Here is a 24,982-nt window from a genome sequence, read left to right as displayed (position 1 = left end):
ATCAATCACTACAAACACACTGTTGAGTTCTCAAACAACGAACGCGCACCTTCAGACCGTGCTCTATGCACGCCCCGATGGGGCTTCTCGCTGACCTCGTAGACCGTACCAGTCGCTGCGACTCTTCGTCGCACCTCCTCGTCCGGCGATCTCATCCGCACATGGCTGACTTTGATCGATCCGAGGGCCGCTCCGGCGGGATCGGCCACCTAGTCGGTGTCCGCTTCTCCCTTGCTCCGGGGCAACGAGTAGATACATTACGCACCTTCCCCGGTCGGGTCAAATCCAACGCCAGCGGGTCCGGGGCCGCGACCAGCGACCGGCCCTGTCGCCTTCCCGCACGCCGTCAGCCGCAGGATTCCGCCATTCGTGCACCCAGTCCGCCTGCCGGACTGGGTCCAGGATCAGCCGCCGGGGAGCATTCCTCGGGGCGGTTGGCACAACATGTGGTTCACGACACATGCACTGTTTGCCTCTCGAGCCTGCGCGCTCACGGCCGGCCTCCGAGCCGCAGATCGTCCTGCGCATGTGCTGATGCCCGGTGCCGACGCAGGTGAGGTGCGTCGGCACCGGGCATCTGTGGCGCCGGGCTTTCCGGTGCGGCCCATCTCGGTCTATCCCAGCGGACCCATCCCAGGGGTCCCTGGAGTCATCCCATGCTCAGCTGCGTGCGCACAACCTCGCTGAGGAGCGCGGCTTCACGCTCGGCCTGCTCATGCGTGGCTGCTTCGACCATCACCCGCACCAGCGGCTCCGTACCGGAGGATCGCAACAGCACGCGCCCACTATCGCCGAGCCTGCGCTCGGTCTCCGCGATCGCCTCAGCCAGGACCGGATCCTGACCCACCCGGTTCTTGTCCACTCCGCGTACGTTCTCAAGCACCTGCGGCAACCGCGTCATCACCGCCGCCAGGTCCGCGAGCGTGCGCTTGGTCTGTGCCACCCGCGCTGCGAGGTGCAGAGACGTCAACACACCGTCTCCGGTCGTGGCATGCCTGGCAAGGATGATGTGCCCGGACTGCTCACCACCCAAGTCATAGCCGCCGGCTCGCATCCTCTCGAGCACGTACCGATCCCCCACTCCGGTCTGCTCGATCCGGATTCCCGCCTCACGCATCGCCAAGGTGAGGCCCAGGTTGCTCATCACGGTCACGACCAGTGTGCTGTCGGAGAGCCGGCCCGACTCGTTCATCGCGACGGCGAGGATTCCCATGATCTGATCGCCGTCGATCAGATCGCCGTTGTGATCCACCGCCAAGCATCGGTCGGCATCACCGTCGAAGGCGACACCGAAATCCGCCTCGGACGCCACAGTCACGGCCTGCAGCTGCTCCGGGTGAGTCGACCCGCACTTCTCATTGATGTTGCGCCCGTCAGGAGAGGCGTTGATGACCACCACATCGGCACCGGCCGCACGCAACGCCGCGGGTCCCACCTCACTCGCCGCACCGTTGGCGCAGTCCACCGCGATTCGAAGCCCGGTGAGATCTGTGTCGATACTTCCGAGAAGATGCTCGACATAGGCGTCTCCCGCCGCTCCCCGGTTCATGGTCACGTGACCGACGTCTGCGCCCGTCGGCAGGTTCCACGCCTCCGAGAGCCTCGCCTCGATCGCATCCTCGATATCGTCTGCGAGTTTGAGACCACCGCGGGCGAAGAACTTGATGCCGTTATCGGGCATGGCATTGTGCGATGCCGAGATCATCACGGCGAGGTCGACGTTCTCAGCGCTGGTCAGATGGGCGACCGCCGGGGTCGGCAACACACCGAGATCCTCGACATCGACGCCAGCGCTGGCCAGACCCGCAATCACAGCGGCGGAGAGGAACTGCCCCGACACCCGCGGGTCGCGTCCCACGATCGCCCGCGGGCGATGTCCCTGCGTTCGTTCGGCGACCACGTGCGCGGCTGCCGTCCCCAGTTGCAACGCGAGCGACGCCGTCACCTCGCGGTTGGCAAGTCCTCGAACACCGTCGGTCCCGAAAAGCCGAGCCATCCGTTCGTCCTTTCCCTGAGAGTGCGGTCCGGTCGGACCAGGTGATACACGACAAGGCCCCGGACAACCAGGAACGGTCGTCCGGGGCCCATGCCATCAGCGCGTCAGCGCTTGGAGTACTGCGGCGCCTTACGGGCCTTCTTCAGACCAGCCTTCTTGCTCTCGGTCACGCGGGCGTCCCGGGTGAGGAAGCCTGCACGCTTGAGCGCCGGCCGGTTGGACTCCCCGTCGATCTCATTGAGCGCGCGGGCGATCGCCAGGCGCAATGCGCCCGCCTGACCGGACGGGCCACCACCGTCGATCCGGGCAACCACATCGAAGCGGCCCTCAAGGTCCAGCAAAGTGAACGGCGAGTTCACAAGCTGCTGGTGGAGCTTGTTCGGGAAGTAGTCCTCGAGCGTACGCCCGTTGACCTTCCAGGTTCCGGTGCCCGGCACCAGGCGTGCACGGGCGACAGCCTCCTTGCGGCGGCCGAGGGCCTGGCCGGGTGCGGTCAGCGAACTTCCACCTCCGGTGGTCGGGGCGGCGCTCTCGGAGGTGTATGAGCTCGGGGCCTCGCCCTCAAGCTCCTGGGTCTCGGCAGTCGTCTGGGACACGGGGTTCTCCTCGTTCAGTGCGTCAGTCTCGCGGGCGTCGCGTTACTGCGCGACCTGGGTGATCTCAAAGGTCTCCGGCTTCTGCGCACCGTGCGGGTGCTCGGCCCCGCGGTAGACCTTGAGCTTGCTCAGCTGGGCACGGCCCAGTCGAGTCTTGGGGATCATGCCCCGGATCGCCTTCTCCACAGCCCGCTCAGGGTTCTTCTCGAGGAGCTCGGCGTAGTTCGTCGCCTTCAGACCACCCGGGTATCCGGAGTGTCGGTAGGCGATCTTCGTGTCCCGCTTCGCGCCGGTGAGCGCGACCTTGTCGGCGTTCACGACGATGACGAAGTCACCGCCGTCCACGTGCGGCGCGAAGGTGGGCTTGTGCTTGCCACGCAACAGTGCGGCAGCGTGGCTCGCCAGTCGCCCGAGCACCACATCGGTAGCGTCGATGACGTACCAGGAGTGCTCGGTGTCGCCGGGCTTGGGGGTGTACGTACGCACGGTCGTAGCCTTCGTTTCTCTGCTGGTCTGCGGGGATCACTCACCGCGGCGCGGTGCGCTCGCAGTGGAAGCGGATCCCTCTGGTCACTTCTACGGCGGTGAGCGTCCAGAAGGTCCCGGACCGGTGAGTGGGAGGCACCGACCAGCGTGCATGGACGCACAACGACTCATAAGAGTACTGCGCGGCGCCCGGAGCGGTCAAAGCGCGGACGAGGGATCTACGTCACGTGCCGCTGCGCTGGCGTCTTCCCTGGGGAGTGTCCGCACGGCGCGAGCCGTGCGCGCGCGTTCAGCGAGCTCCGATGGCGGCGGGTAGCCGACCTCTTCGAGCGCGAGCCCACGCGCCGGTGCCACACCCACGGCGGGATCGCGATCCCCCACCCGTAGCACCTCAGCCGGCCAGTCCACAGGACGGCGTCCCTCACCGACCGCGATGCTGGCACCCACCAGTGCGCGCACCATCGAGTGACAGAACGCGTCCGCGCGTACGTGCGCTACCGCAAGCCCAGCCTCGTCCCGCACCCATCGGAGCTCCTGCAGGGTGCGGATCGTGGTCGCGCCGGGCCGCGGCTTGCAGTAGGCGGCAAAGTCGTGCTCGCCCATGAGAAGACGAACGGCGAGGTCCATCGCCCCCACATCCAGCATGCGACGGTGCCACGTCACACACCTCCGCGAGAGCGGATCATGCAGACTGTCGCGGTCGGCAATGCGGTACGCGTAGCGTCGCCACACGGCCGAGAACCGGGCATCGAAGCCGGGGGGCGCTACCTGCGCTGACCGGACGCGCACGTCCTCGGGCAGGACGGCCGCGAGTCGACGCACCAGGGCCTCCCCCGGCGGCCGGTCGCTCCTCCCAGGCGTTGCCCACCAGACCGGTGCCGGAATGTCCAGGTGTACGACCTGCCCACGCGCGTGCACCCCCGCATCGGTCCGGCCTGCCACCGTCACCCGTAGCTCGTCCAGTCGCAGTACTCGCACGAGGGCCGAGGTCAGCTCGCCCTCGACCGTGCGCAGACGCGGCTGGGCAGCCCAACCCGAGAACTCCGTGCCGTCGTAGGCCAGATCCAGGCGCACCCGGAGCAGTTCTGTCGGGTGATCGAGCGACGTGGTGGAGGACGACACGACATCAGTCCATCACAGATGGTGTGCCGTCGGGCACGCACGTTCGCACCATTCCCACCGATCGCGTCCGATCCGCCGCACGGCATCGGTGGCGTACAGTGCGACGCGTGCACGACTCTCCGGCCACGCTCGCCGTCGACTGCGGCGGGGGCGGTATCAAAGCGTCCGTCCTCGATGCTGCCGGCACCATGCACGCGCAGCCCGTCCGAGCCGCCACCCCCTACCCACTTCCTCCGGAGCGCCTGCTCCAGGTCATCGCCGACCTGGCCGACCAGCTGCCCCCGGCCGGCCGGGTGACTGTCGGCATGCCGGGCATGGTCCGTCACGGAGTCGTGGTGGCGACACCGCACTACATCACCCGGGCGGGCCCTCGCACGCGACCGGTCCCCGAACTGGTCCAGGCATGGTCGGGTTTCGATATGCGGGCGGCCATCTCTCAACGACTGGACATGCCCGCGATCGTCCTCAACGATGCAGAGGTACACGGAGCCGGTGTGATCGCCGGGGCCGGCCTGGAGTTGATGCTCACCTTCGGTACGGGGCTGGGGAACGCGCTCTTCGACGGCGGTGTCCTCGCCCCGCACCAGGAGCTGTCCCAGGGGCCAGTGCGCTGGGGGCTCACCTACGACGAGTACGTGGGCGAGCACGAACGCCTGCGGCTCGGCGACGCCATGTGGTCGCGGCGGATCCGGCGGGTCGTCGATGCGCTGCGGCCGGTCTACCTGTGGGACCGGCTCTACATCGGGGGCGGGAACTCGCGCCGGCTCGTGCCCGGAGTGCTCGACAAACTGGATGACGACGTCGTCATCGTCCCGAACAGCGCAGGAATCATCGGCGGGGTCCGCGTCTGGTCCCTGACCACCTGAGCCACCCGGGCCATGCCCACTCCGCCAGGACGTCCTGCTCAGTCAAGCCACACTCTGCACCAGCGTCCGCACCAGCCGCGCCAGCTCATGCGGACGATCCGCCGTCAGGACGTGCCCGGCACCGCGTATCCGGACCCGCCGTGCGCAGGACGCTGCACGAGCGAAACGGGACTCTTGGAGTCGGAAGTGGTCCCAGGCCCCGTTCACCAGCCAGACCGGCACCTCGAGACGTGCTAAGTCGGCGAGAGGGTCGACCCCACGCATGGCATGCAGGGTCGGAACCATCGCATCGAGAGCCACACCTCCCGCGGAGACCTCACGGGCAGCCACACCGCCCAGAATCGCGTGGGTCGTGAGATCGTGCAGTCTCCTGCCGCGGTCTGGAAGCTGATGGATCAGTCCTGCGATCGCCAGATAGGCAGCCAGCGGGAGACCACGCGGGCGCACCGCACACGACGCGGCCAGCACGCCTGCGACGGACACATCGGTCCGCGCGGCCCACCTGAGGGTGAGGTAGCCGCCGAGCGAGAGGCCGACCGGCACGACGTGCCCCGGCGCCTCGGCTGCGGCTCGTTCGAGCGTCTCGTCAGCGGCGTCGAGAGTGAACTCCTCGGTCATCCGCCGCCCATGGCCCGGGAGATCGACAGCGATGCTCGGCACGCCCGCAGCATCCAGGTCCGCCTGGACCCGGGCCCACATCGAGCTCGACGTGCGGATGCCATGGACAAGCAGCACGGTGATGGAACTCACGAATGGCACCCTAGTCCGCACGCGGTACACCGGGCCACGCGGTACACCGGGCACAGCGAAGGGCCCGCTACCCAGGAGGTCATCCCGGTGCGGGCCCTTCGCCGAGGCATCGGCCGGTCCGGCCGTCATCGCCTCAATTCCCCACAAGGAGGAAGTTCTACTTGCTGGCCTCGTCAGACTCGTCAGCAGCGGACTCGTCAGCCTCGTCGGCGTCGGTCTCCTCGACGGTGTCCGCCGTCTCAACCTCGTCGCCCGGCTGAGCCTGCTCCTCCGTCACGACCTCGTCGGCAGGCTCCTCGCCGGCGTCCGTCGCCTCGGCTGCTGCATCCTCCTTGACGGCACGCTTGGCGGCCGCCTCGGCCTCCTTCACCGTGGCCTGCTTCGGGCTCACCGGCTCCATCACGAGTTCGATGACCGCCATGGGCGCGTTGTCGCCCTTGCGCGGAGCCACCTTGGTGATCCGGGTGTAGCCACCCTGCCGCTCGGCCATCGCGGGAGCGATCTCAGCGAACAGCACGTGCACGATGTCCTTGCGAGAGAGGACGGCATGTACCTGACGGCGCGCGTGCAGGTCGCCACGCTTGGCCTTGGTGATCAGCCGTTCGGCCAAGGGGCGCAGCCGCTTCGCACGGGCCTCCGTGGTACGGATGCTCTGGTGCTCGAACAAAGACTGGGCCATGTTCGCCAGGATGAGCCGCTCGTGCGCCGGTCCGCCACCGAGGCGAGGACCCTTCGTGGGCTTGGGCATGATGTTTCCTCAGTTCTTCTTGATGGGGCCGGCTGCTCAGTTGTAGGCGTCGAAGTCGTCGCCGTCGTCGTACGCGCTGGCCACGAGCGTCGGGTCGAAGTCGGCCGGGCTGTCCTTCAGGGACAGACCGAGACCGACCAGCTTCTCCTTGACCTCGGTGATCGACTTCGCGCCGAAGTTGCGGATGTCGAGCAGATCCGCCTCACTGCGTGCGACGAGCTCACCGACGGTGTGGATACCTTCGCGCTTGAGGCAGTTGTACGAACGGATCGTCAGGTCCAGCTGCTCGATCGGCAGCGCGAGGTCCTCGGCCAGGGCCGAGTCGGTCGGCGATGGGCCGATCTCGATTCCTTCGGCCTCGACGTTCAGCTCGCGAGCGAGACCGAACAACTCCACCAAGGTCTTTCCAGCCGAGGCGAGTGCGTCACGCGGGGCCATGGAACGCTTGGTCTCGACATCGACGATCAGTCGGTCGAAGTCCGTACGCTGCTCGACACGAGTGGCCTCAACCTTGTACGTCACCTTGAGTACCGGCGAGTAGATCGAGTCCACGGGAACTCGACCGATCTCGGCATCGAACGGCTTGTTCTGCGCGGCCGAGACATAGCCGCGGCCACGCTCGACGGTCAGCTCGATCTCCACCTTGCCCTTGGCATTGATGGTGGCGATGTGCAGCTCCGGGTTGTGCACCTCAACTCCGGCCGGCGGGGTGATGTCAGCGGCAGTGACCGTGCCTGGGCCCTGCTTGCGCAGGTACATCACAACCGGCTCGTCGTTCTCGGACGAGACCACGATGTTCTTGATGTTGAGGATGATCTCGGTGACATCCTCCTTCACACCAGGGATCGTGGAGAACTCGTGGAGCACGCCGTCGATCCGGATGCTGGTGACAGCTGCACCAGGGATGGAGGAGAGAAGGGTCCGGCGCAGGGAGTTGCCGAGCGTGTATCCGAAGCCAGGCTCGAGCGGCTCGATGACGAAGCGCGAGCGATACTCGTCGACGACGTCCTCGGTCAGGGTGGGGCGCTGTGCAATGAGCACGGTGAGTGTCCTTTCGGCAGGCGTCCGCTATATGACGCCGTGCGTCTCCCCCGCCCATCTGTCCAGGCGAGGGGGTCCTGCAGTGCTGGTGGTCCTGGGCGCGCGGCCGTCAGGACGAGAATCAGACGCGACGACGCTTCGGCGGGCGGCAGCCGTTGTGCGCCTGCGGTGTCACGTCCTGGATCGAACCGACCTCAAGGCCGGTCGCCTGCAGCGAGCGGATCGCTGTCTCACGGCCCGAACCCGGGCCCTTGACGAACACGTCGACCTTCTTCATCCCGTGCTCCTGAGCCTTGCGAGCAGCAGCCTCGGCAGCGAGCTGGGCCGCGAACGGGGTCGACTTGCGCGACCCCTTGAACCCGACCTGGCCGGAGGAAGCCCAGGAGATCACCGCACCCGACGGGTCGGTGATGGAGACGATCGTGTTGTTGAAGGTGGACTTGATGTAGGCGTTGCCCTGGGAGACGTTCTTCTTCTCCTTGCGGCGCGGCTTGCGCGTGGCAGTCGCCTGGCGAGTCTTGGGAGGCATCTGTGCGTTCTCTTTCTTCGGTGAGGTCGTCGGTCCGGACGGGCCGGCGGTGTCGGGCCGGCCGTCGTCGGACTACTAGCGACCGGCCTTCTTCTTGCCGGCGACGGTCCGCTTGGGACCCTTGCGGGTACGGGCGTTGGTCTTGGTGCGCTGCCCATGCACGGGCAGCCCGCGACGGTGACGCAGGCCCTGGTAGCACCCGATCTCGACCTTGCGACGGATGTCCGCAGCAATCTCACGCCGCAGGTCACCCTCCAGCTGGTAGGTCGCCTCGAGGTAGTCACGCAGGGCGACGACGTCGTTGTCGCCCAGGTCCTTGACGCGCAGGTCCGGGCTCAGCCCGGTCGCCTTCAGAGTCTCAGCCGCGCGGGTGCGTCCGACACCGAAGATGTAGGTGAGTGCCACCTCGAGCCGCTTGTCGCGGGGGAGGTCGACACCGACGAGTCGTGCCATTCGTTCTCACTCCTGTGAGTCGCGGAGGTCTTCCGCACCATCACCCCGGATATTCCGGGCCCCGGCCTCCGACCGGGGGTGGGCCGTCGCGGACGACGGACGATGATGCGCTGTGGGTGCGTCACCGGAGGTGACGCGACGTGCATCGGGGCTGTCAGCCCTGACGCTGCTTGTGCCGCAGGTTCGTGCAGATCACGCGCACGGTCCCGCTACGACGGATGACCTTGCAGTTGTCGCAGATCTTCTTGACGCTCGGCTTGACCTTCATGGTGGTTTCCTTTGCCGGGCGCGACGCACCGGGCCCCGCTGGGACCGTGGCGCCGATACCGGCGTGCTCGGAGGGTGGATTACTTGTAGCGGTAGACGATACGGCCGCGGGACAGGTCGTACGGGCTCAACTCAACCACCACCCTGTCCTCCGGGAGGATTCGGATGTAATGCTGTCGCATCTTGCCCGAGATGTGAGCGAGAACCTTGTGACCGTTGCTGAGCTCCACGCGAAACATCGCGTTCGGCAAAGCCTCGACCACGCTGCCCTCGATCTCGATGACACCGTCCTTCTTACCCATGTCCTCCGCTAACTGCAGTGCTGTTCTGACACCGGCGCCTCTGCGCACCACCTGACATCGTTCACGCACTCCATGGCACAGCCGAGGGGCCGGCTAGGAAGCAATCGGACGATGTGTGCAGGTGGCAGAGCACGCCCAACGGTCTATGTTACGGCATGGGCTCCCTCGTGGGAAGTTCACGGCTGGCACACCGGCTGCGGTATGCCTCACATCCGCGCGCGGCGGCCCGTCTGGACACACGACGTCGTCGCCGGGAGGTGCCAGAGGCACGGCTCCGGCAGCCCTCCCCCTCTCACGGCTCCGGTGACAGGAGCCCGAGCTCACGCCCTCGGCGCACGGCGTCCGCTCGCGTGTGCACACCGAGCTTCGAATAGATGGCGCGAACCTGGGAGCGCACTGTGTTGACGGTCACGTAGGTCCGGTGTGCGAGAACCGTGAGAGACCACGGACCCTGAAGATCGCGCAGGACGGCGAGTTCCCGGTCGGTGAGGTGAACCGGGGCCCCCGGGGGTGGGTACCCGGGCCCGATGCGCTCGAACGGGATCCGGTCGAGGAATGCCCGCAGGTGGCCGCGCTCGCCTGCGATCGCGAGCAGGTCCGGCCGCGGCACCATCAAGAACGCACTGACCAGCTGATGCATCTGGGCGACCGTGACGGCGAATCGCAGTGTGTCCTCCGCCTCGGCGTGGAGCCCTGAGCGATGCTGCGCACACGCTCGTACGAGCGCGAGTTCCATCGCTCGGCGAGGGTGTGCAGCAGCCCACTGATCGAATCCTCCGGTCCGCCGCAATGCGCCGCCGTTGTCGCCGGTGTACAAGTCCACCCGGGCCGCCAGGGTCTCGGTGACTCGCAGCCCGTCTCTGGTCTGGGCCAGCAACGATCGGCACTTGTCCAGCTCGCCAGCCAGCAGAAACACGTCGACTTGAAGCGAGAGCGCTACCGACACGATCAGCGGTGAACGCTCATCGGTATCAGCGGGCGCCCGGTCGCTCGCGAGTTCGACGCGCGTGAGATCACGTGAGGCCGGATCGCGCACCGCGAACGCTGCCTCGATCACCTCCGCCAACTCGACCAGCTCGGGCACTGGGCAGCCCCTGGTCTCGATCGGGGCAGGTGTGCCCGGTTCTGCCCCGTCGAAGTGCAGCACCCACCGAGCCAGTCCTGCCAGGCACGCCCCGAGGTCGTGGACAGCCCCAGCCTCGGCGACGGACTCGGCCAGTTCGTACCACTCGAGACCCCGGCGGCGCTGACCGAGCAGAGCTGACGTCAGCGCATGTCCCGCGGCGGCCGCCCGCCTCCGGAGCGGCTCCCCCCGCACCTCAGCGCTGTGGTACAGATCAGCGAAGGTGTGCTGTGCTCGCACCAGGTCGACCGCCAGTAGCCGTCGTCGTGCGAGCTGCTCGAGGAGTTCGGGCATTCGTGCGACAGCAGGCGAGAAGCCGAACCCATCCATCACGTGGCGCCCCGAGCCCGACTCGCCGCCCGATCGCAGGATGAGGAGTTCTGCACGCACAGCCACGAGGTGATCCGGCAGTTGCGCCAGAGCACGCGAGACAACCCCCGGGTGGTCGACGAGCGACATCCACGAGCTGGTAGCGAGCTCTTCGATCAGACGGAGGTCGCCGGCCTCGACCGCCTGTTCCAATGCCCGCACGGCATCGCCTGCACACCGCCATCGGTCCGCGAGGCGCCGCCGCACGCGCCGCGCCAAGGCCGGATCGGTCTCGGCGAGCAGCGAGGCCGCTGCCTGCCGAATCTTCTCCGGGATCCGGTCTCCGACCAGCAGTCCGGACTCCGCGAGCGCGCGTTGCACCGATTCCGGTGTCGCACCATCGCCGCACAGATCCGCGAGAGTTGGTCCATCCAGGTGCTCTGACGCGGACAGAACCATCAATGACCGGGCAAAGCCCACGGCATCCGGTTCCTGCAGCGTTGCGGCGAGAAACCGGCCCAACCCGCCGCGAGGCGCACGACTCCGGCGTTCCCGAAGCAGCACGCGAACCAACGCCGGCCAGCCACCGACGTCGGCACCCAGCGCCGCCGCTTCGTCGCGACCCATCGACCAGCCGGATAGCAGCGCACACCGCGCCACCTCATCCGCCCCGAGCGCGAGGTCGGGTGCGCGGAGGAGCGTTGCACCAGGTTCTGCAACCAGCAACTGCTCGATGGGCTGCTCCCGCCGCGTCAGCACTACTGTGCGGATCAGACCTCCTCGGCGAACGAGACCGACGACCTCACGATCGATGCATGGGTCGGTCAGGTGGTGATAGCCATCGAGAACGAGCACGACATGACGCCCCCGGAGCGCAGCTTCCGCGCCGAGCACCGCACCGAACGCGGCACCGTCCCGGGGAGGGTCCTTGATCGCGGTGCTCACGCGAGCCGCATGTTGCATGCGATGCCAGAACCCCTGCGCATCGATACCCGGTGCGAGGCGCACCCAGACGGGCAGTACCTCCTCGACGGACCGGGACACCATCCACCGGGTCCAGGAGGCCTTGCCCCAGCCACGGGGCGCGCGGACCACGGTGACGGCCGGCAAGGCCGTCATCCTGGCAGCCAGCTCCGACGGCGGCACGTACGAGGTGGACAACCGGGGCAACCCAGGTGGCACGTTCGCCATGCGGGTACTCACCCCTGCCGCCGAGCAGCAGCCAGGGCCTCGGCACGGTTGGACACGTCGAGCTTGCGATACACCGACCGCAGCTGGGTCTTGACCGTGTTGGTTGACAGACCGAGGGCTTGGGCGATCCCCACCGGGCCCGGATGATCCGCGAGCGCTTCGAGGATCTCCAGCTCGCGGGATGTCAGAGCATTGGAGCCGCGCGACTCGATCACCGGTGGCTCGGCGCCGTGGCGACCCGGCCAGAGCCTCAGGACATCGCCGTCACTGGCTGCCAGTGCGACGAATGCATGCCTGCCCATCAGGACGAACGGGCGTCGCTGACCAGTCTGCTGAGCGAGCGTGACGGCTGCGTCGAAAGCCTCCCCGGCACGCCCCGCTTGCCGCGTGGCGTGGTAGGCGGCAGCCAGCAGGACCTGGCACTCCATGGCATAGCGCTGCGTCAGTGCACGTGAGTCCAGCACCCTGGAGGCATGTCGCACGACCTCGTCGTAGGCGTGCTCATGCAACGCCAGCTTGGCCTGACTGACGCGGATCAGCTGGTGCGGCTCGACACGGGCGACCACCTGGCGCGCGACGTCCGCCATTCCCGCAGCCAGCAGCGCTTCCACCAGGGATTCGGTCAGGAGCGCTTCGGCACGTGAACCGCGCCGGAGGTATCGCACGGCCGCCCGCAGTTCGTTGGTCACCGCGACAATGTCATCGCGGCCGCCGGCAAGGACGGCGTGATGTGCCCGGACGAAGACCGCCAGCGCCCACAGCTCGTCCCGGTGATGACGCTCCGGCAGGGCCGCAACCGACGCATCCGCGTCCTCGCCAGCAGCATCGACGCTGGCGAGTGCACGGGCCACGGATGCGCTGGTGCCGAGGATCCCGTTGGTCCGGCCAGGCTCTAGTTCGAGCTCAGCGAGCCAGCGCAGCGCGGTGCGGGGCTCCCCCTGGATGGCGTGCACCAGGGCGAGTCCTGTCGTTCCGAATCCGGCAGTCTGGGCACCTGTGCTGTCCAGCAACGCGACCGCACGCGCCTGCGAGAACGCATAGAGCGCGATATCCAGCTCACCGTGTAGTGCGCTCGCGACGCCCCACTGCAGCAGCACCAGCTGCACATCCCGCCCGTCGTGTCCCGACGGCGTCGCACCATCCCGCAGATCCGCGTGCTGGCGGAGAACTTCCGTATACAGCGCCGGCGAGTCCGGGCCGTGTCGGCGGTTGCGGCCATCACGCGGAACCACATCACCGTCCAGATAGTCGACCGCCACGCGCAACCGGGCGTTCTCGGCGACCAGCGGCGCCGGGAACATGCGTGCCACGTCACCCAGCAGCAGCGGCTCTTCCACCAGCAGGCGGTCCCAGTCGTGGTCGAGTACGTCCAGAGCGCGCTCCCACTCCCCCGCGTGCGCGGCATGCGCCAGCACCCGCGCGGGAAGGTGTCGCCGCTCCGCATACCGCATGAGCGCATGGTGCACCTCGATCTCCAGTTCCGGGTGCTGTTCTCGGACCATCCGCACGAGTGCCGACCTGATCGCCGGGGCATAGGAGTAGCGCGAGCCTTCAACGGTCTCGCGTTCATAGATCAGGCCGGCCATGAGCACATTGCGCAAGAGCCGGGCGGTGTTTCCCTCGGGTACGATCTCACGCGCGATGTCGAGATCGAACTCGTCCGGGATCGCTGTGCGCAGCAGGAAGGCCCGGACCTTCTCGAACCGCAGATCACGCACCATCGCAGCCACGTAGTGTTCAACCACGTCGCGATCGATCGTCGCAGGAGCACCATCACCACTGGAGCGGACCAGGCCCGCGCGGATCGCTGACGGCCAACCACCGAGATCCACCGCAACCTGCTGAGCCTCGTCCTTCGTCAGTTCGGCCCCGAGCCGACGTCCCAGCCGGAACACGGCATCGCCAGTGAGCCGGAGGTCATCCGGGCCGATCACCGCGGCATCGACGGACAACGTCCCGGTCGTCTCGATCGGGCGGAGGGTGCGTCCGGCGACCACCAGGTACAGCTGGTCGTTGTGCTTGACCAACTCCACCAGTTCGTCGTCGATCTCTCCGGGATCCTCGTGCAATCCGGCCTCGTGCATGTCGTCGACGACCAGCAGCAGCGGCTCGATGCGCGTGCGTAACAGTCCGGCGACGGCCACGTGCGGGTCATCGTCGGAGTCCAGGAGCCCTGCACCTGTGAGGGCGGCGGCCACCTCCGACCAGAAGCCGTCCCCATCGTTGCTCACGGTCGTCAGAGCGGAGTACACGGTCTGCGGACGATCGGGGCTGATATCGAACCATTGCTGGAGAGCGCTGGTCTTGCCGTACCCGCGAGGCCCCCTGATCACCGTCAGCGGATAGTGGGATGACAGGGCGGCCAGCACCGGCTCCGGGACCTCGGCGTCCCGCGGAAGGCGTGGCACGCCCCGAGGGCGCGGCGGCTGCAGACGCGCCAACTGCCTCACCTCCCGGGCCGAGTGAAGCCGACGCTAGCACCCAGGGTCCGCCACAGCAGCCTCCATCCAGAGGCAGCCCCTCGCGCCAGAAGCCGCACCAGAGCGATCGATCCCGGACACTGAGACCGTGGTCCGAGTAGTGGCCTACGACGGCGTCCGTTCAGTCGAGTGCAGCTGGCGTCACACCACGTGTGGTGAGAGCCTCGGCCCCACCGTCACGCGCCGTCAGCACCCAGATCCCGTCCTCATGCACTGCGACAGTGTGCTCGGTATGCGCTGCCCTGGAACCATCGGTGGTGACGACGGTCCACTCGTCCTCGAGCACTGCGGTCTCCTCTGACCCGCGGGTGATCATCGGCTCGATCGCCACGCACAGACCTGCCTTGATCTTCGGTCCCCGGTGCGTGGAACGGTAGTTCAGCACGTCCGGTGGCTGATGCATCGCCGTCCCGATCCCGTGCCCGACATAGTCGCGGATGATCCCGTACCTGGTCCCGTTCGATTCGAGGGCGGTCTCGATCGCATCGCCGACCACACCAAGCCGCCCGCCACCTGCAAGCGCTGCGATCCCGTCCCAGAGCGCTGCCTCCGCCGCGTCGACCATCGCCCGGTCGCGTTGGTCACCCGCACCGACGATCGCAGTGAACGCAGCGTCACCGTGCCAGCCGTCGACGATTGCGCCGGCGTCGACCGAGACCACGTCTCCCTCACGCAGGACGCGATCACCGGGGATGCCGTGAACGACCTCGTCGTTCACGGAAACGCACAGAACCCCGGGAAAGCCGTGGTAGCCGAGGAAGTTCGATCGCGCTCCCGCAGACGCGAGAACGTCCGCCGCAACAGCGTCCAGATCCCTCGTGCGTACGCCGTCTGCCATCACGGCCCTCACTGCATCATGCACGTCCGCGACCACCAGGCCCGCCTTGCGCATGACCCGGATCTCGCCTGGAGACTTCAGCTCAATCGATGGCCGTCCGAACATCGTCAGGCGAGGGCGGCCGTCAGCCGCTCGGTGACCTCGTCCATCTCGCCCATCCCGTCGACCTGGAGCAGCAGACCGCGCTCGGAGTAGACGTCGACCAGCGGAGCGGTCTGCTCGGCGTAGACCTCAAGTCGCCGCCGGATCACCGATTCGGTGTCGTCGGCGCGCCCCTGCTCCTGGGCACGCTTGAGTAGTCGCTCGACGACCTCGTCGGTGTCGGCGGTCAGCTCGATGACGTGGGTGAGACCGCCCCGGTCGGCGAGCATCTGATCGAGCTCGTCCACCTGGGCCGCGGTCCGGGGATAGCCGTCGAGCAGGAACCCATCGGTCGCATCCGCTTCCGAGAGCCGCCCGGCGACCATCTGGTTCGTCACCTCGTCGGGCACGTACTCGCCGGCGTTCATGTACTTCTGGGCGAGTTGTCCGAGCTCGGTGCCCTCGGCCACGTTGCTGCGGAAGATGTCGCCGGTGGAAATCGCCGGGACGCCCAGGCGATCAGCCAGGCGCGCGGCCTGCGTCCCCTTTCCCGCGCCGGGCGGACCGAGCAGGACCAGTCGGGCATTCGTCATCGCAAGAACCCTTCGTAGTGCCGTTGCTGCAGCTGGGAATCGATCTGCTTGACCGTCTCCAGCCCCACACTCACCAGGATCAGCAGCGATGTGCCGCCGAACGGGATCGTGGTGCTGATTCCCATCAGCTTGAAGGCGATCGTCGGGATCAACGCGACGATCGCGAGATAGATCGCGCCCGCAGTGGTGATGCGGGTGATCACATACTGCAGATACTCTGCCGTCGGGCGTCCGGCCCGGATGCCCGGAATGAAGCCACCGTAACGCTTCATGTTGTCAGCCACGTCGTCCGGGTTGAACGTGATCGAGGTGTAGAAGAAGGCGAAGAACAAGATCAGCGCCACGTAGACCGCGATGTAGATGTTCTGCCCCGGGTCGGCGAGATTGCTCGACACCCACTGCACCCACGAATCCGTCGGATCGGCGAACTGAGCCGCCAGCACGGGCAGCGCCATCAGCGAGGACGCGAAGATCACCGGGATCACACCGGACATGTTGATCTTGATCGGGATGTACGTGCTGGATCCGCCGTACATACGCCGTCCGACCATGCGCTTGGCGTACTGAACCGGGATGCGGCGCTGGGACTGCTCGACGAAGACGATCAGCCCGATCACCAGCAGTGAGATGACCACGAAAATCGCCAGCTTGATCGCGCCGTCGTCCGCGAGCTGGATCTGGCGGAACGCCGACGGGAAGCTCGAGGCGATCGACGTGAAGATCAGCAGCGACATCCCGTTGCCGACACCACGCTCGGTAATGAGCTCACCGAGCCACATGATCAGCCCGGTCCCGGCGGTCATGGTCAGGATCATCAGCAGGATCGTCATGACCGAGTCGTCGACGAGGATGTCCAGGTTGCAGTCCGGGTACAGGTTGCCGGTCCGCGCCACCGTGATGATCGTGGTGGCCTGGAGAATCGCCAGGCCGATCGTCAGGTAGCGGGTGTACTGGGTCAGCACCGCCGTGCCGGACTGCCCTTCCTTGTGGAGAGCTTCGAACCGGGGGATCACGACCCGCAGCAGCTGCACGATGATGCTGGCGGTGATGTAGGGCATCACCCCGAGTGCGAACACCGACAGCTGCAGCAGCGCCCCGCCGCTGAACAGGTTCACCAGGCCGAGGACGCTGCCGTCCGTGCCGGGCTCGGTGCACACACGCACGTTGGTGTAGTCGATCCCCGGAGTCGGGACGAACGACCCGAATCGGAAGATGGCCATGATCCCGAGCGTGAAGAGCAGCTTCCGCCGCAGATCCGGCGTACGGAACGCGCGGACGAATGCGCTGAGCAATGGTCCTCCTGGGAGGGATCAGTGGGTTCTCGAGGCCGACAGCACCAGCCCCGTCGAACGAATGACAGGTACCGACTGCCTACGGTACGGCATCAGCGCCGTCACCTCGTCCGGCAGACACAGCGCCGTGGAACGTCGCGCCCACGGCTGGATACGAAGACGGCGACGCGGGAGCACTCCCACGCCGCCGTCCCCAGAATTCATGCAGGCCTCAGGCGAGCTCGACGCTGCCTCCGGCAGCGACGATCTTGTCCTTGGCAGAGGCCGACACGGCGCTGACGCCGGTCACCTCGAGTGTCACGCTCACCTCGCCGGTACCGAGCACCTTGACGGGCTTCCCGCCGCGGACCGCGCCCTTGGCGACGAGGTCCTCCACGGTGACAGCACCACCCTCGGGGTAGAGCGCACTCAGCTTGTCCAGGTTCACCACCTGGTACTCAGTACGGAACGGGTTCTTGAACCCGCGCAGCTTCGGCAGACGCATGTGCAGCGGCGTCTGACCACCCTCGAACCCGGCAGGCACCTGGTAGCGAGCCTTGGTGCCCTTGGTGCCTCGACCAGCGGTCTTCCCCTTCGATCCCTCACCGCGGCCCACGCGGGTCTTCGCGGTGTGTGCCCCGGGGGCAGGACGCAGGTGGTGCACCTTCAGCGGTGCGGGTCCGGCAGCGCTCTCGCCTGCCGCCCCACTCTTCTTCTCGGCCATGTCAGTCAACCTCCTCGACGGTGACGAGATGCGCCACCGTGGTGACCATGCCGCGAACCTCGGGACGGTCTTCCTTCACGACGGAATCGCCGATGCGCTTGAGACCGAGCGAGCGCAGCGTGTCACGCTGGTTCTGCTTCCCGCCGATGGCGGACTTCTTCTGGGTGACCTTCAGCTGACTCATGACGCCACCTCGGCGCTCTCCTTGTCGGAGCTGGCGTCCGCGCGACCAGCCGCCTGGGCCCGCAGCATCGCATGCGGTGCGACCTCGTCCAGGGGCAGGCCGCGCCGGGCTGCCACAGCCTCTGGCTGCTCGAGCGCCCTCAACCCCGCCACTGTGGCGTGCACGATGTTGATCGCGTTGGACGACCCGAGCGACTTGCTCAGGACGTCGTGGATACCGGCGCAGTCGAGTACCGCACGCACCGGGCCGCCGGCGATAACACCGGTACCCGGAGATGCCGGGCGCAAGAGCACCACGCCTGCGGCGTCCTCGCCCTGCACCGTGTGCGGGATCGTCTTCTGGATCATCGGGACCTTGAAGAAGTTCTTCTTCGCCTCCTCGACGCCCTTGGCAATCGCCGCCGGCACTTCCTTGGCCTTGCCGTAGCCCACGCCGACGGTGCCTTCACCGTCGCCGACCACCACGAGAGCCGTGAAGGAGAAACGACGACCACCCTTGACGACCTTGGCGACGCGATTGATCGTCACGACCCGCTCGACGTAGGTGTTGCGGTCGTCGCCGCGACGGTTGTCGCCGCCGCGGCGATCACGACGGTCGTTGGTGCGCTCGCCGCCGGCGCCGGCGGACGAACCGGTCCTGCTGCGCTGGGGAGCAGCCATCATGCGATCCTTTGCTCGTTGGTGTGCTGAGGAACGGTCACAGGGACAGCCCTCCCTCGCGGGCGCCGTCGGCCACTGCCGCGACGCGTCCGTGGTACTTGTTGCCGCCTCGGTCAAACACGGCGAGGCCGACGCCTCGGGCCTTGGCCCGCTTGGCAACCAGCTCACCGACCTGACGCGCCTTGGCCGTCTTGTCGCCGGAGTCCGCACGAAGGTCGGCTTCGAGCGAGGAGGCCGACGCGAGTGTGACACCAGCAGTGTCGTCCACGAGCTGCGCCACGATGTGGCGTGCAGAACGGTTGACCACGAGACGCGGACGTTCGGTGGTACCGGTGATCCGCTTGCGAACCCGCAGGTGACGACGCGCCCGTGCGGTCCGCTTGCCCTTGCCCTTGATGGACACAGCCATGGCTACTTACCAGCCTTTCCGACCTTGCGGCGGACCTGCTCGCCCGCATACCGCACACCCTTGCCCTTGTACGGCTCAGGCCTACGGATCTTCCTGATGTTCGCCGCAACCTCGCCGACGACCTGCTTGTCGATGCCGACGACCGAGAACTTGGTCGGCGACTCAACATTGAACGTGATGCCCTCCGGTGCCGTCACCGTGACCGGGTGCGAGAAGCCCAGGGCGAACTCCAGATCGGAGCCCTTCGCCTGCACACGGAAACCCGTGCCGACGATCTCGAGGTTCTTCTCGTAGCCCTGCGTCACACCCTGCACGCAGTTGGCGATCAGGGTGCGGGTCAGTCCGTGCAACGAGCGCGACTCGCGCTCCTCATCCGGCCGGCTGACCACGATCGCGCCATCGGAATCACGGGTGACCGTGATCGGAGCGGGAACATTGTGCGACAGCGTGCCCTTGGGGCCCTTGACCGTGACGGCCTGGCCGTCGATGGTCACGTCCACCCCACTGGGCACGGCGACGGGGATCTTGCCGATGCGAGACATACTTGTGGCTCCTCCCTCAATCACCAGACGTAGGCGAGGACTTCCCCACCTACGCCCTTCTTGGCTGCCTGCTTGTCCGTCAGCAGACCAGACGAAGTGGACAGAATTGCCACCCCGAGTCCGCCGAGCACCCTGGGCAGGTTGGTCGACTTCGCGTACACACGCAGCCCTGGCTTCGAGACCCGGCGAACTCCCGCGAGCGAACGCTCGCGGTTGGGGCCGAACTTCAGCTGCAGGCTGAGAGTCTTGCCCACTTCGGCGTCCTCGACGGTCCAGCCACTGATGTAGCCCTCCGCCTGCAGGATCTCCGCGATGTGGGACTTGAGCTTGGAGTACGGCATGGAAACCGTCTCGTGGAACGCCGAGTTCGCGTTGCGCAAGCGCGTCAACATATCGGCGATGGGGTCAGTCATTGTCATCGGGCTGATGCCCTTCCTCGTCGCGGTTTCCTAGTCGGACCTGCGACGTAGTCGTTTTACCAGCTGCTCTTGGTGACGCCTGGGAGCTGGCCGGCGAGCGCCATCTCGCGAAGGCACACGCGGCACAGGCCGAACTTGCGGTAGACGGAGTGCGGACGTCCGCACTTCGCGCACCGGGTGTAGGAACGCACCGCGAACTTGGGCTTGCGGTTGGCTTTCTGGATCAGAGCGGTCTTCGCCACGTCAGTCCTCCTTGAACGGGAAGCCGAGGCGCCGCAGCAGCGAACGGCCCTCGTCGTCGGTGGTCGCCGTGGTCACGACCGTGATGTCCATACCGCGCACGCGGTCGATCTTGTCCTGGTCGATCTCGTGGAACATCGACTGCTCCGTCAGACCGAAGGTGTAGTTGCCGTTGCCGTCGAAGTGCTTCGAGGACAGACCACGGAAGTCGCGGATCCGAGGCAGTGCCAGGGTCAGCAGACGATCCAGGAACTCCCACATACGGTCACCACGCAGTGTGACGTGCGTTCCGATCGGCTGCCCCTCGCGCAACTTGAACTGCGCGATGGACTTGCGAGCCTTGGTCACGCTCGGCTTCTGGCCGGTGATCAGGGTGAGATCCCGCACGGCGCCCTCGATCAACTTCGAGTCGCGCGCCGCATCGCCGACACCCATGTTGACGACGATCTTCGTCAGACCGGCAACCTGGTGCACGTTCGCGTGGTCGAACTCCTCGCGCAGCGCCGGGAGGATCTCCTCGCGGTACTTGGCCTTCAGCCTGGGCAGCTGCGCAGTCACGTGGTCAGAGCTTGCGGTCACGGTGCTCATGAGATGTCCTTACCGGAGCGCTTGGCCACCCGGACCCGCTGGGTACGAGTCCGACCGTCACGCTCGACGTCCTCGGTGCGGTAGCCGACACGGCTGCCCTTCTTGGTCTCCGGGTCGACCAGCATCACGTTGCTGATGTGGATCGGCGCCTCGATCGTCTCGATGCCGCCAGTCTTCGATCCGCGCTGGCTTTGCGAGACCTTGGTGTGACGCTGCACCCGCTGAACGCCCTCGACGACCACACGGTCGTTCTCCGGCTGCACTGAGAGCACACGGCCCTGCTGCCCCTTGTCGCGGCCAGCGATGACGACCACCAGGTCGCCCTTCTTGATCTTTGCCATGGTCTACAGCACCTCCGGGGCGAGCGAGACGATGCGCATGAACCGCTTGTCGCGCAGCTCGCGCCCAACCGGGCCGAAGATGCGCGTCCCACGCGGCTCGCCGTCGTTCTTGAGAATCACCGCGGCGTTCTCGTCGAAGCGGATGTACGAACCGTCCGGACGACGGCGCTGCTTGCGCGTGCGCACGACGACCGCCTTGACGACGTCACCCTTCTTCACGTTGCCGCCGGGGATCGCGTCCTTGACGGTGGCGACGATGGTGTCGCCGATGCCGGCGTAGCGACGTCCAGAGCCGCCGAGCACACGGATGCACAGAATCTCCTTCGCACCCGTGTTGTCGGCGACCTTGAGTCGCGACTCCTGCTGGATCATTCGATCTACTCCTGTCGTCGTGCCGGTTCTCGCCGATAGCGAGCCTGGCCGAACGGATGATGGTCGTCATCCGGACCCGTCACACAGACGGCTCCGGTGGTGGTCACTTGGCCTTGTCGAGGATCTCCACGACACGCCACCGCTTGGTGGCGGACAGCGGCCGGGTCTCCATGATCTCGACGAGATCCCCGACACCGACGACGTTCTCCTCGTCGTGTGCCTTGACCTTGTTGGTGCGCTTCAGGACCTTGCCGTACAGCGCGTGCTTGACGCGGTCCTCGACCTCGACCACAACGGTCTTGTCCATCTTGTCGCTGACCACATACCCACGGCGGGTCTTGCGGTAGTTGCGCTGCGGCGCCTCGCTGATGTTCTCGCTGCTCATCGTCTTCGCCTCGTTCACTTCGCGTCCGCGGTCGGAGCGGTACGGATACCGAGCTCACGCTCCCGCAGGATCGTGTAGATGCGGGCGATGTCGCGCCGCACGGTCTTCAGTCGTCCATGATCCTCCAGCTGGCCGGTGGCCGAGGAGAACCGCAGGTTGAACAACTCCTGCTTGGCCTTCTTCAGCTCCGCGGACAGCCGCTCGGTGTCCATGCCGTCCAGGTCGGCCGGCGTCAGATCCTTCGACCCGATAGCCATCAGACGTCACCACCCTCGCGACGCACGAAACGCGTCTTCATCGGGAGCTTGTGCTGCGCGCGGCGCAGTGCCTCGCGAGCCAGCTCTTCGTTGACTCCGGCCAGTTCGAACATGATCCGACCGGGCTTGACGTTGGCCACCCACCATTCGGGCGAACCCTTACCGGAACCCATGCGGGTCTCAGCCGGCTTCTTGGTCAGCGGACGGTCCGGGAAGATGTTGATCCAGACCTTTCCACCACGCTTGATGTGCCGGGTCATCGCGATACGAGCGGCCTCGATCTGCCGGTTGGTAACGTAGGCCGGCTCGAGAGCCTGGATCCCGTAGTCGCCGAAGGCAATCGTCGTGCCGCCCTTGGCGACGCCGGAACGCTTGGGGTGGTGCTGCTTACGGTGCTTGGTGCGCCGGGGGATGAGCATGGCTCAGGCCTCCGTCTCGGAACCGGTACCGCTGGGAGCGGAACCGGAGGTGGTTGCGGAAGAGTCGGTCGCAGGAGCGGATGCACCCGGGGCCTGGCTGCCCTGGCCGCCACGTGCGTCGGGACGACGTCCGCGGCCGCCCCGCTCACCGCGCCCACGTGCGTTACGCGGAGCAGCGGACGCCTGCTCACGCGCGAAGTCGCGCTCGGTCTGGTCGCCCTTGTAGATCCATACCTTCACGCCGATCCGGCCGAAGGTTGTACGTGCCTCGAAGAAGCCGTAGTCCACATACGCACGCAGGGTGTGCAGCGGCACACGGCCCTCGCGGTAGAACTCGCTGCGGCTCATCTCGGCCCCGCCCAGACGGCCCGAGCACTGCACGCGGATCCCCTTCGCACCCGCACGCTGCGCGGACTGCATGCCCTTGCGCATCGCACGACGGAAGGACACGCGCGAGGCAAGCTGCTCGGCGATACCCTGCGCGACGAGCTGAGCGTCGATCTCCGGGTTCTTGACCTCGAGGATGTTCAGCTGGACCTGCTTACCGGTGAGCTTCTCCAGCTCACCGCGCAGCCGGTCGGCCTCCGCGCCGCGGCGTCCGATGACGATGCCCGGCCGTGCGGTGTGCAGGTCGACACGAACACGATCGCGTGTGCGCTCGATCTCGACCTTCGCGATGCCGGCGCGCTCAAGGCCGGTGGCCATGAGCTTGCGGATCTGGACGTCCTCGCGGACGTAGTCGCGGTAGCGCTGCCCCGTCTTGGTGGAGTCAGCGAACCAACGGGAACGGTGATCGGTGGTGATGCCGAGTCGGAACCCGGTGGGGTTAACCTTCTGGCCCATCAGCGAGCCCCTCCCTTGGTCTGTCGTTCCGCCACGATCACAGTGATGTGGCTGGTGCGCTTGAGGATCCGGTTCGCCCGGCCCTGTGCACGGGGGCGGAACCGCTTGAGCGTGGGACCTTCGTCCACATACGCCTCGGCGATCACCAGATCGCCGCTGTTGAACGCGACGGAGTCCTGGTCCGCCTTCACACGGGCGTTGGCCACCGCGCTCTCGACTACCTTGCGAACGGTCTCTGCCGCCGCCTGCGGGGCATACGTGAGCACCGCCACGGCCTCATCAGCCTGCTTACCGCGGATGATGTCCACGACTCGCCTGGCCTTCTGGGGCGTGACGCGCACGAATCGCGCCTGCGCCTTGGCTTCCATCGATGTCCTGCCTTCTCAGACTCAGAGTTTCTCGGTGACCCGCGTATCAGCGACGACGCGCTTTGCGGTCGTCCTTCTCGTGCCCGCGGAACGTACGGGTCGGGGCGAACTCCCCGAGCTTGTGGCCGACCATCGACTCGGTGACGAACACCGGGACGTGCTTGCGACCGTCGTGCACCGCGAAGGTGTGGCCCAGGAAGTCCGGCGTGATGACGGACCGACGTGACCAGGTCTTGATGACGTTCTTGGTGCCCTTCTCGTTCTGGCCATCCACCTTCTTCTGCAGGTGGCCGTCTACGAAGGGACCCTTCTTCAGACTGCGAGGCATCTCGTCGTCTCCCTATCAGCGCTTCTTGCCGGTGCGGCGGCGGCGCACGATCAGCTTGTCGCTCGGCTTGTTCGGACGGCGGGTACGACCCTCGGTCTGGCCCCACGGGCTCACCGGGTGACGGCCACCAGAGGTCTTACCCTCACCACCACCGTGCGGGTGGTCGACCGGGTTCATCGCGACACCGCGCACGTGGGGGCGCTTGCCCTTCCAGCGCATCCGGCCGGCCTTACCCCAGTTGATGTTGGACTGCTCGGCGTTGCCGACCTCACCGATGGAGGCGCGGCAGCGCAGATCCACATTGCGAATCTCGCCCGAAGGCATCCGCAGCTGGGCGTAGGGACCGTCCTTGGCGACGAGCTGCACCGACGCACCAGCCGAACGGGCGATCTTTGCACCGCCACCGGGCTTGAGCTCGACAGCGTGGATCACCGTACCGACCGGGATGTTGCGCATCGGCAGGTTGTTGCCAGGCTTGATGTCCGCACCCGGGCCGTTCTCGATGCGATCGCCCTGCTTGAGCTTCACCGGAGCCAGGATGTAACGCTTCTCGCCATCGGCGTAGTGAAGCAGCGCGATGCGCGCAGTCCGGTTCGGGTCGTACTCGATGTGAGCGACCTTGGCCGGAACACCATCCTTGTCGTGGCGACGGAAGTCGATCACCCGGTAGGCACGCTTGTGCCCGCCACCGATGTGCCGTGCCGTGATCCGGCCTGAGCTGTTCCGCCCACCGCTCTTGGTGAGCGGGCGGACCAGCGACTTCTCCGGCGTCGTGCGGGTGACCTCGACGAAGTCGGCGACGGACGAACCACGGCGGCCCGGCGTCGTCGGCTTGTGCTTACGGATTCCCATGAGATTCGAT

The 24,982-nt window shown here is 66.8% G+C and carries 34 protein-coding genes; 1 reads left to right on the top strand and 33 read right to left on the bottom strand.

Annotated features, from left to right (window positions below; genetic code table 11):
• Nucleotides 1-649 precede the first annotated feature (649 nt).
• The 4 genes from glmM to truA form a co-directional block, all read right to left on the bottom strand.
• Complete coding sequence (gene glmM, locus FV560_RS17945; RefSeq protein ID WP_159622964.1) at nucleotides 650-1,996, bottom strand: phosphoglucosamine mutase; 1,347 nt, start codon at nucleotides 1,994-1,996, stop codon at nucleotides 650-652.
• Between the two features lie 104 nt (nucleotides 1,997-2,100).
• Nucleotides 2,101-2,592, bottom strand: a complete 492-nt coding sequence (gene rpsI / locus FV560_RS17940) for a 30S ribosomal protein S9 (RefSeq protein ID WP_159622962.1) — start codon at nucleotides 2,590-2,592, stop codon at nucleotides 2,101-2,103.
• A 42-nt stretch (nucleotides 2,593-2,634) separates the two neighbouring features.
• A complete protein-coding gene (rplM, locus tag FV560_RS17935) occupies nucleotides 2,635-3,078 on the bottom strand; it encodes a 50S ribosomal protein L13 (RefSeq protein WP_159622960.1) in 444 nt (147 codons plus the stop codon).
• 198 nt (nucleotides 3,079-3,276) lie between these two features.
• Nucleotides 3,277-4,200 carry a tRNA pseudouridine(38-40) synthase TruA gene (truA, locus tag FV560_RS17930; protein WP_235020205.1) on the bottom strand — a complete coding sequence of 308 codons (924 nt, stop codon included), beginning with the start codon at nucleotides 4,198-4,200 and terminating at the stop codon, nucleotides 3,277-3,279.
• A 107-nt stretch (nucleotides 4,201-4,307) separates the two neighbouring features.
• Between truA and FV560_RS17925 the strand changes: the two genes are divergently transcribed.
• Nucleotides 4,308-5,066, top strand: a complete 759-nt coding sequence (locus FV560_RS17925; protein WP_159622958.1) for an ROK family protein — start codon at nucleotides 4,308-4,310, stop codon at nucleotides 5,064-5,066.
• Between the two features lie 42 nt (nucleotides 5,067-5,108).
• On the opposite strand, the gene FV560_RS17920 is transcribed toward FV560_RS17925, so the two are convergent.
• The 29 genes from FV560_RS17920 to rplB all read right to left on the bottom strand — a co-directional run bounded on the left by FV560_RS17920 (nucleotide 5,109) and on the right by rplB (nucleotide 24,972).
• Nucleotides 5,109-5,816, bottom strand: a complete 708-nt coding sequence (locus FV560_RS17920; protein ID WP_159622956.1) for an alpha/beta fold hydrolase — start codon at nucleotides 5,814-5,816, stop codon at nucleotides 5,109-5,111.
• A 157-nt stretch (nucleotides 5,817-5,973) separates the two neighbouring features.
• Nucleotides 5,974-6,564: a 50S ribosomal protein L17 gene (gene rplQ, locus FV560_RS17915; RefSeq protein WP_159622954.1), complete on the bottom strand. Its 591-nt coding sequence runs from the start codon at nucleotides 6,562-6,564 to the stop codon at nucleotides 5,974-5,976.
• A gap of 36 nt (nucleotides 6,565-6,600) precedes the next feature.
• A complete protein-coding gene (locus tag FV560_RS17910; protein WP_159622952.1) occupies nucleotides 6,601-7,605 on the bottom strand; it encodes a DNA-directed RNA polymerase subunit alpha in 1,005 nt (334 codons plus the stop codon).
• A 121-nt stretch (nucleotides 7,606-7,726) separates the two neighbouring features.
• Nucleotides 7,727-8,134, bottom strand: coding sequence for a 30S ribosomal protein S11 (gene rpsK, locus FV560_RS17905; protein WP_159622950.1), 408 nt, complete (start codon nucleotides 8,132-8,134; stop codon nucleotides 7,727-7,729).
• 75 nt (nucleotides 8,135-8,209) lie between these two features.
• Entirely contained in the window at nucleotides 8,210-8,587 is a 378-nt protein-coding gene (gene rpsM / locus FV560_RS17900) for a 30S ribosomal protein S13 (RefSeq protein ID WP_159622947.1), read from the bottom strand.
• A 154-nt stretch (nucleotides 8,588-8,741) separates the two neighbouring features.
• Nucleotides 8,742-8,855 carry a 50S ribosomal protein L36 gene (gene rpmJ, locus FV560_RS17895; protein WP_159622945.1) on the bottom strand — a complete coding sequence of 38 codons (114 nt, stop codon included), beginning with the start codon at nucleotides 8,853-8,855 and terminating at the stop codon, nucleotides 8,742-8,744.
• Nucleotides 8,856-8,934: 79 nt separating this feature from the next.
• Nucleotides 8,935-9,156 carry a translation initiation factor IF-1 gene (gene infA / locus FV560_RS17890; protein ID WP_159622943.1) on the bottom strand — a complete coding sequence of 74 codons (222 nt, stop codon included), beginning with the start codon at nucleotides 9,154-9,156 and terminating at the stop codon, nucleotides 8,935-8,937.
• Between the two features lie 292 nt (nucleotides 9,157-9,448).
• Nucleotides 9,449-11,779, bottom strand: coding sequence for a hypothetical protein (locus FV560_RS20430; protein ID WP_159622941.1), 2,331 nt, complete (start codon nucleotides 11,777-11,779; stop codon nucleotides 9,449-9,451).
• Between the two features lie 8 nt (nucleotides 11,780-11,787).
• Nucleotides 11,788-14,187 (bottom strand): LuxR C-terminal-related transcriptional regulator, encoded by a 2,400-nt coding sequence (locus FV560_RS17880; RefSeq protein WP_159622939.1) that lies wholly within the window; start codon nucleotides 14,185-14,187, stop codon nucleotides 11,788-11,790.
• 193 nt (nucleotides 14,188-14,380) lie between these two features.
• A complete protein-coding gene (gene map, locus FV560_RS17875; RefSeq protein ID WP_159622937.1) occupies nucleotides 14,381-15,202 on the bottom strand; it encodes a type I methionyl aminopeptidase in 822 nt (273 codons plus the stop codon).
• A gap of 2 nt (nucleotides 15,203-15,204) precedes the next feature.
• Nucleotides 15,205-15,771, bottom strand: coding sequence for an adenylate kinase (locus FV560_RS17870; protein ID WP_159622935.1), 567 nt, complete (start codon nucleotides 15,769-15,771; stop codon nucleotides 15,205-15,207).
• Complete coding sequence (secY, locus tag FV560_RS17865) at nucleotides 15,768-17,063, bottom strand: preprotein translocase subunit SecY (protein ID WP_159622933.1); 1,296 nt, start codon at nucleotides 17,061-17,063, stop codon at nucleotides 15,768-15,770. The genes FV560_RS17870 and secY overlap by 4 nt, the downstream gene beginning before the upstream one ends.
• A 211-nt stretch (nucleotides 17,064-17,274) precedes the next feature.
• Nucleotides 17,275-17,766, bottom strand: a complete 492-nt coding sequence (rplO, locus tag FV560_RS17860) for a 50S ribosomal protein L15 (RefSeq protein WP_159622931.1) — start codon at nucleotides 17,764-17,766, stop codon at nucleotides 17,275-17,277.
• Nucleotide 17,767: 1 nt separating this feature from the next.
• Nucleotides 17,768-17,950, bottom strand: coding sequence for a 50S ribosomal protein L30 (rpmD, locus tag FV560_RS17855; RefSeq protein WP_159622930.1), 183 nt, complete (start codon nucleotides 17,948-17,950; stop codon nucleotides 17,768-17,770).
• A complete protein-coding gene (gene rpsE / locus FV560_RS17850) occupies nucleotides 17,947-18,609 on the bottom strand; it encodes a 30S ribosomal protein S5 (RefSeq protein ID WP_159622929.1) in 663 nt (220 codons plus the stop codon). Before rpsE ends, rpmD begins: the two co-directional genes overlap by 4 nt.
• 37 nt (nucleotides 18,610-18,646) lie before the next feature.
• Nucleotides 18,647-19,018, bottom strand: coding sequence for a 50S ribosomal protein L18 (rplR, locus tag FV560_RS17845; RefSeq protein WP_159622928.1), 372 nt, complete (start codon nucleotides 19,016-19,018; stop codon nucleotides 18,647-18,649).
• Between the two features lie 2 nt (nucleotides 19,019-19,020).
• Nucleotides 19,021-19,560, bottom strand: a complete 540-nt coding sequence (gene rplF, locus FV560_RS17840) for a 50S ribosomal protein L6 (protein WP_159622927.1) — start codon at nucleotides 19,558-19,560, stop codon at nucleotides 19,021-19,023.
• Nucleotides 19,561-19,580: 20 nt separating this feature from the next.
• Complete coding sequence (rpsH, locus tag FV560_RS17835; protein WP_159622926.1) at nucleotides 19,581-19,979, bottom strand: 30S ribosomal protein S8; 399 nt, start codon at nucleotides 19,977-19,979, stop codon at nucleotides 19,581-19,583.
• Between the two features lie 56 nt (nucleotides 19,980-20,035).
• Complete coding sequence (locus FV560_RS17830) at nucleotides 20,036-20,221, bottom strand: type Z 30S ribosomal protein S14 (RefSeq protein ID WP_159622925.1); 186 nt, start codon at nucleotides 20,219-20,221, stop codon at nucleotides 20,036-20,038.
• Between the two features lies 1 nt (nucleotide 20,222).
• Nucleotides 20,223-20,807: a 50S ribosomal protein L5 gene (gene rplE / locus FV560_RS17825; protein ID WP_159622924.1), complete on the bottom strand. Its 585-nt coding sequence runs from the start codon at nucleotides 20,805-20,807 to the stop codon at nucleotides 20,223-20,225.
• The gene (rplX, locus tag FV560_RS17820) at nucleotides 20,804-21,148 is read right to left on the bottom strand and encodes a 50S ribosomal protein L24 (protein ID WP_159622923.1); all 345 of its coding nucleotides are present in this window, start codon (nucleotides 21,146-21,148) and stop codon (nucleotides 20,804-20,806) included. The genes rplE and rplX overlap by 4 nt, the downstream gene beginning before the upstream one ends.
• Before the next feature lie 3 nt (nucleotides 21,149-21,151).
• On the bottom strand, nucleotides 21,152-21,520 hold the full coding sequence (rplN, locus tag FV560_RS17815; protein ID WP_159622922.1) for a 50S ribosomal protein L14: 369 nt from the start codon (nucleotides 21,518-21,520) through the stop codon (nucleotides 21,152-21,154).
• Nucleotides 21,521-21,623: 103 nt separating this feature from the next.
• A complete protein-coding gene (gene rpsQ, locus FV560_RS17810) occupies nucleotides 21,624-21,905 on the bottom strand; it encodes a 30S ribosomal protein S17 (RefSeq protein WP_159622921.1) in 282 nt (93 codons plus the stop codon).
• A 14-nt stretch (nucleotides 21,906-21,919) separates the two neighbouring features.
• A complete protein-coding gene (gene rpmC, locus FV560_RS17805; RefSeq protein ID WP_159622920.1) occupies nucleotides 21,920-22,162 on the bottom strand; it encodes a 50S ribosomal protein L29 in 243 nt (80 codons plus the stop codon).
• Nucleotides 22,162-22,581 carry a 50S ribosomal protein L16 gene (gene rplP, locus FV560_RS17800; protein ID WP_159622919.1) on the bottom strand — a complete coding sequence of 140 codons (420 nt, stop codon included), beginning with the start codon at nucleotides 22,579-22,581 and terminating at the stop codon, nucleotides 22,162-22,164. Before rplP ends, rpmC begins: the two co-directional genes overlap by 1 nt.
• Before the next feature lie 3 nt (nucleotides 22,582-22,584).
• The gene (gene rpsC / locus FV560_RS17795; protein WP_159622918.1) at nucleotides 22,585-23,424 is read right to left on the bottom strand and encodes a 30S ribosomal protein S3; all 840 of its coding nucleotides are present in this window, start codon (nucleotides 23,422-23,424) and stop codon (nucleotides 22,585-22,587) included.
• On the bottom strand, nucleotides 23,424-23,792 hold the full coding sequence (gene rplV, locus FV560_RS17790; protein ID WP_159622917.1) for a 50S ribosomal protein L22: 369 nt from the start codon (nucleotides 23,790-23,792) through the stop codon (nucleotides 23,424-23,426). The genes rpsC and rplV overlap by 1 nt, the downstream gene beginning before the upstream one ends.
• Before the next feature lie 46 nt (nucleotides 23,793-23,838).
• Nucleotides 23,839-24,120: a 30S ribosomal protein S19 gene (gene rpsS / locus FV560_RS17785; RefSeq protein WP_159622916.1), complete on the bottom strand. Its 282-nt coding sequence runs from the start codon at nucleotides 24,118-24,120 to the stop codon at nucleotides 23,839-23,841.
• Nucleotides 24,121-24,135: 15 nt separating this feature from the next.
• A complete protein-coding gene (rplB, locus tag FV560_RS17780; protein WP_159622915.1) occupies nucleotides 24,136-24,972 on the bottom strand; it encodes a 50S ribosomal protein L2 in 837 nt (278 codons plus the stop codon).
• Nucleotides 24,973-24,982: the final 10 nt, after the last annotated feature.

This window comes from Ruania rhizosphaerae (genome assembly GCF_009805705.1).
Taxonomy (GTDB): domain Bacteria; phylum Actinomycetota; class Actinomycetes; order Actinomycetales; family Beutenbergiaceae; genus Ruania; species Ruania rhizosphaerae.
This window is presented reverse-complemented; position numbering and strand designations above follow the sequence as displayed.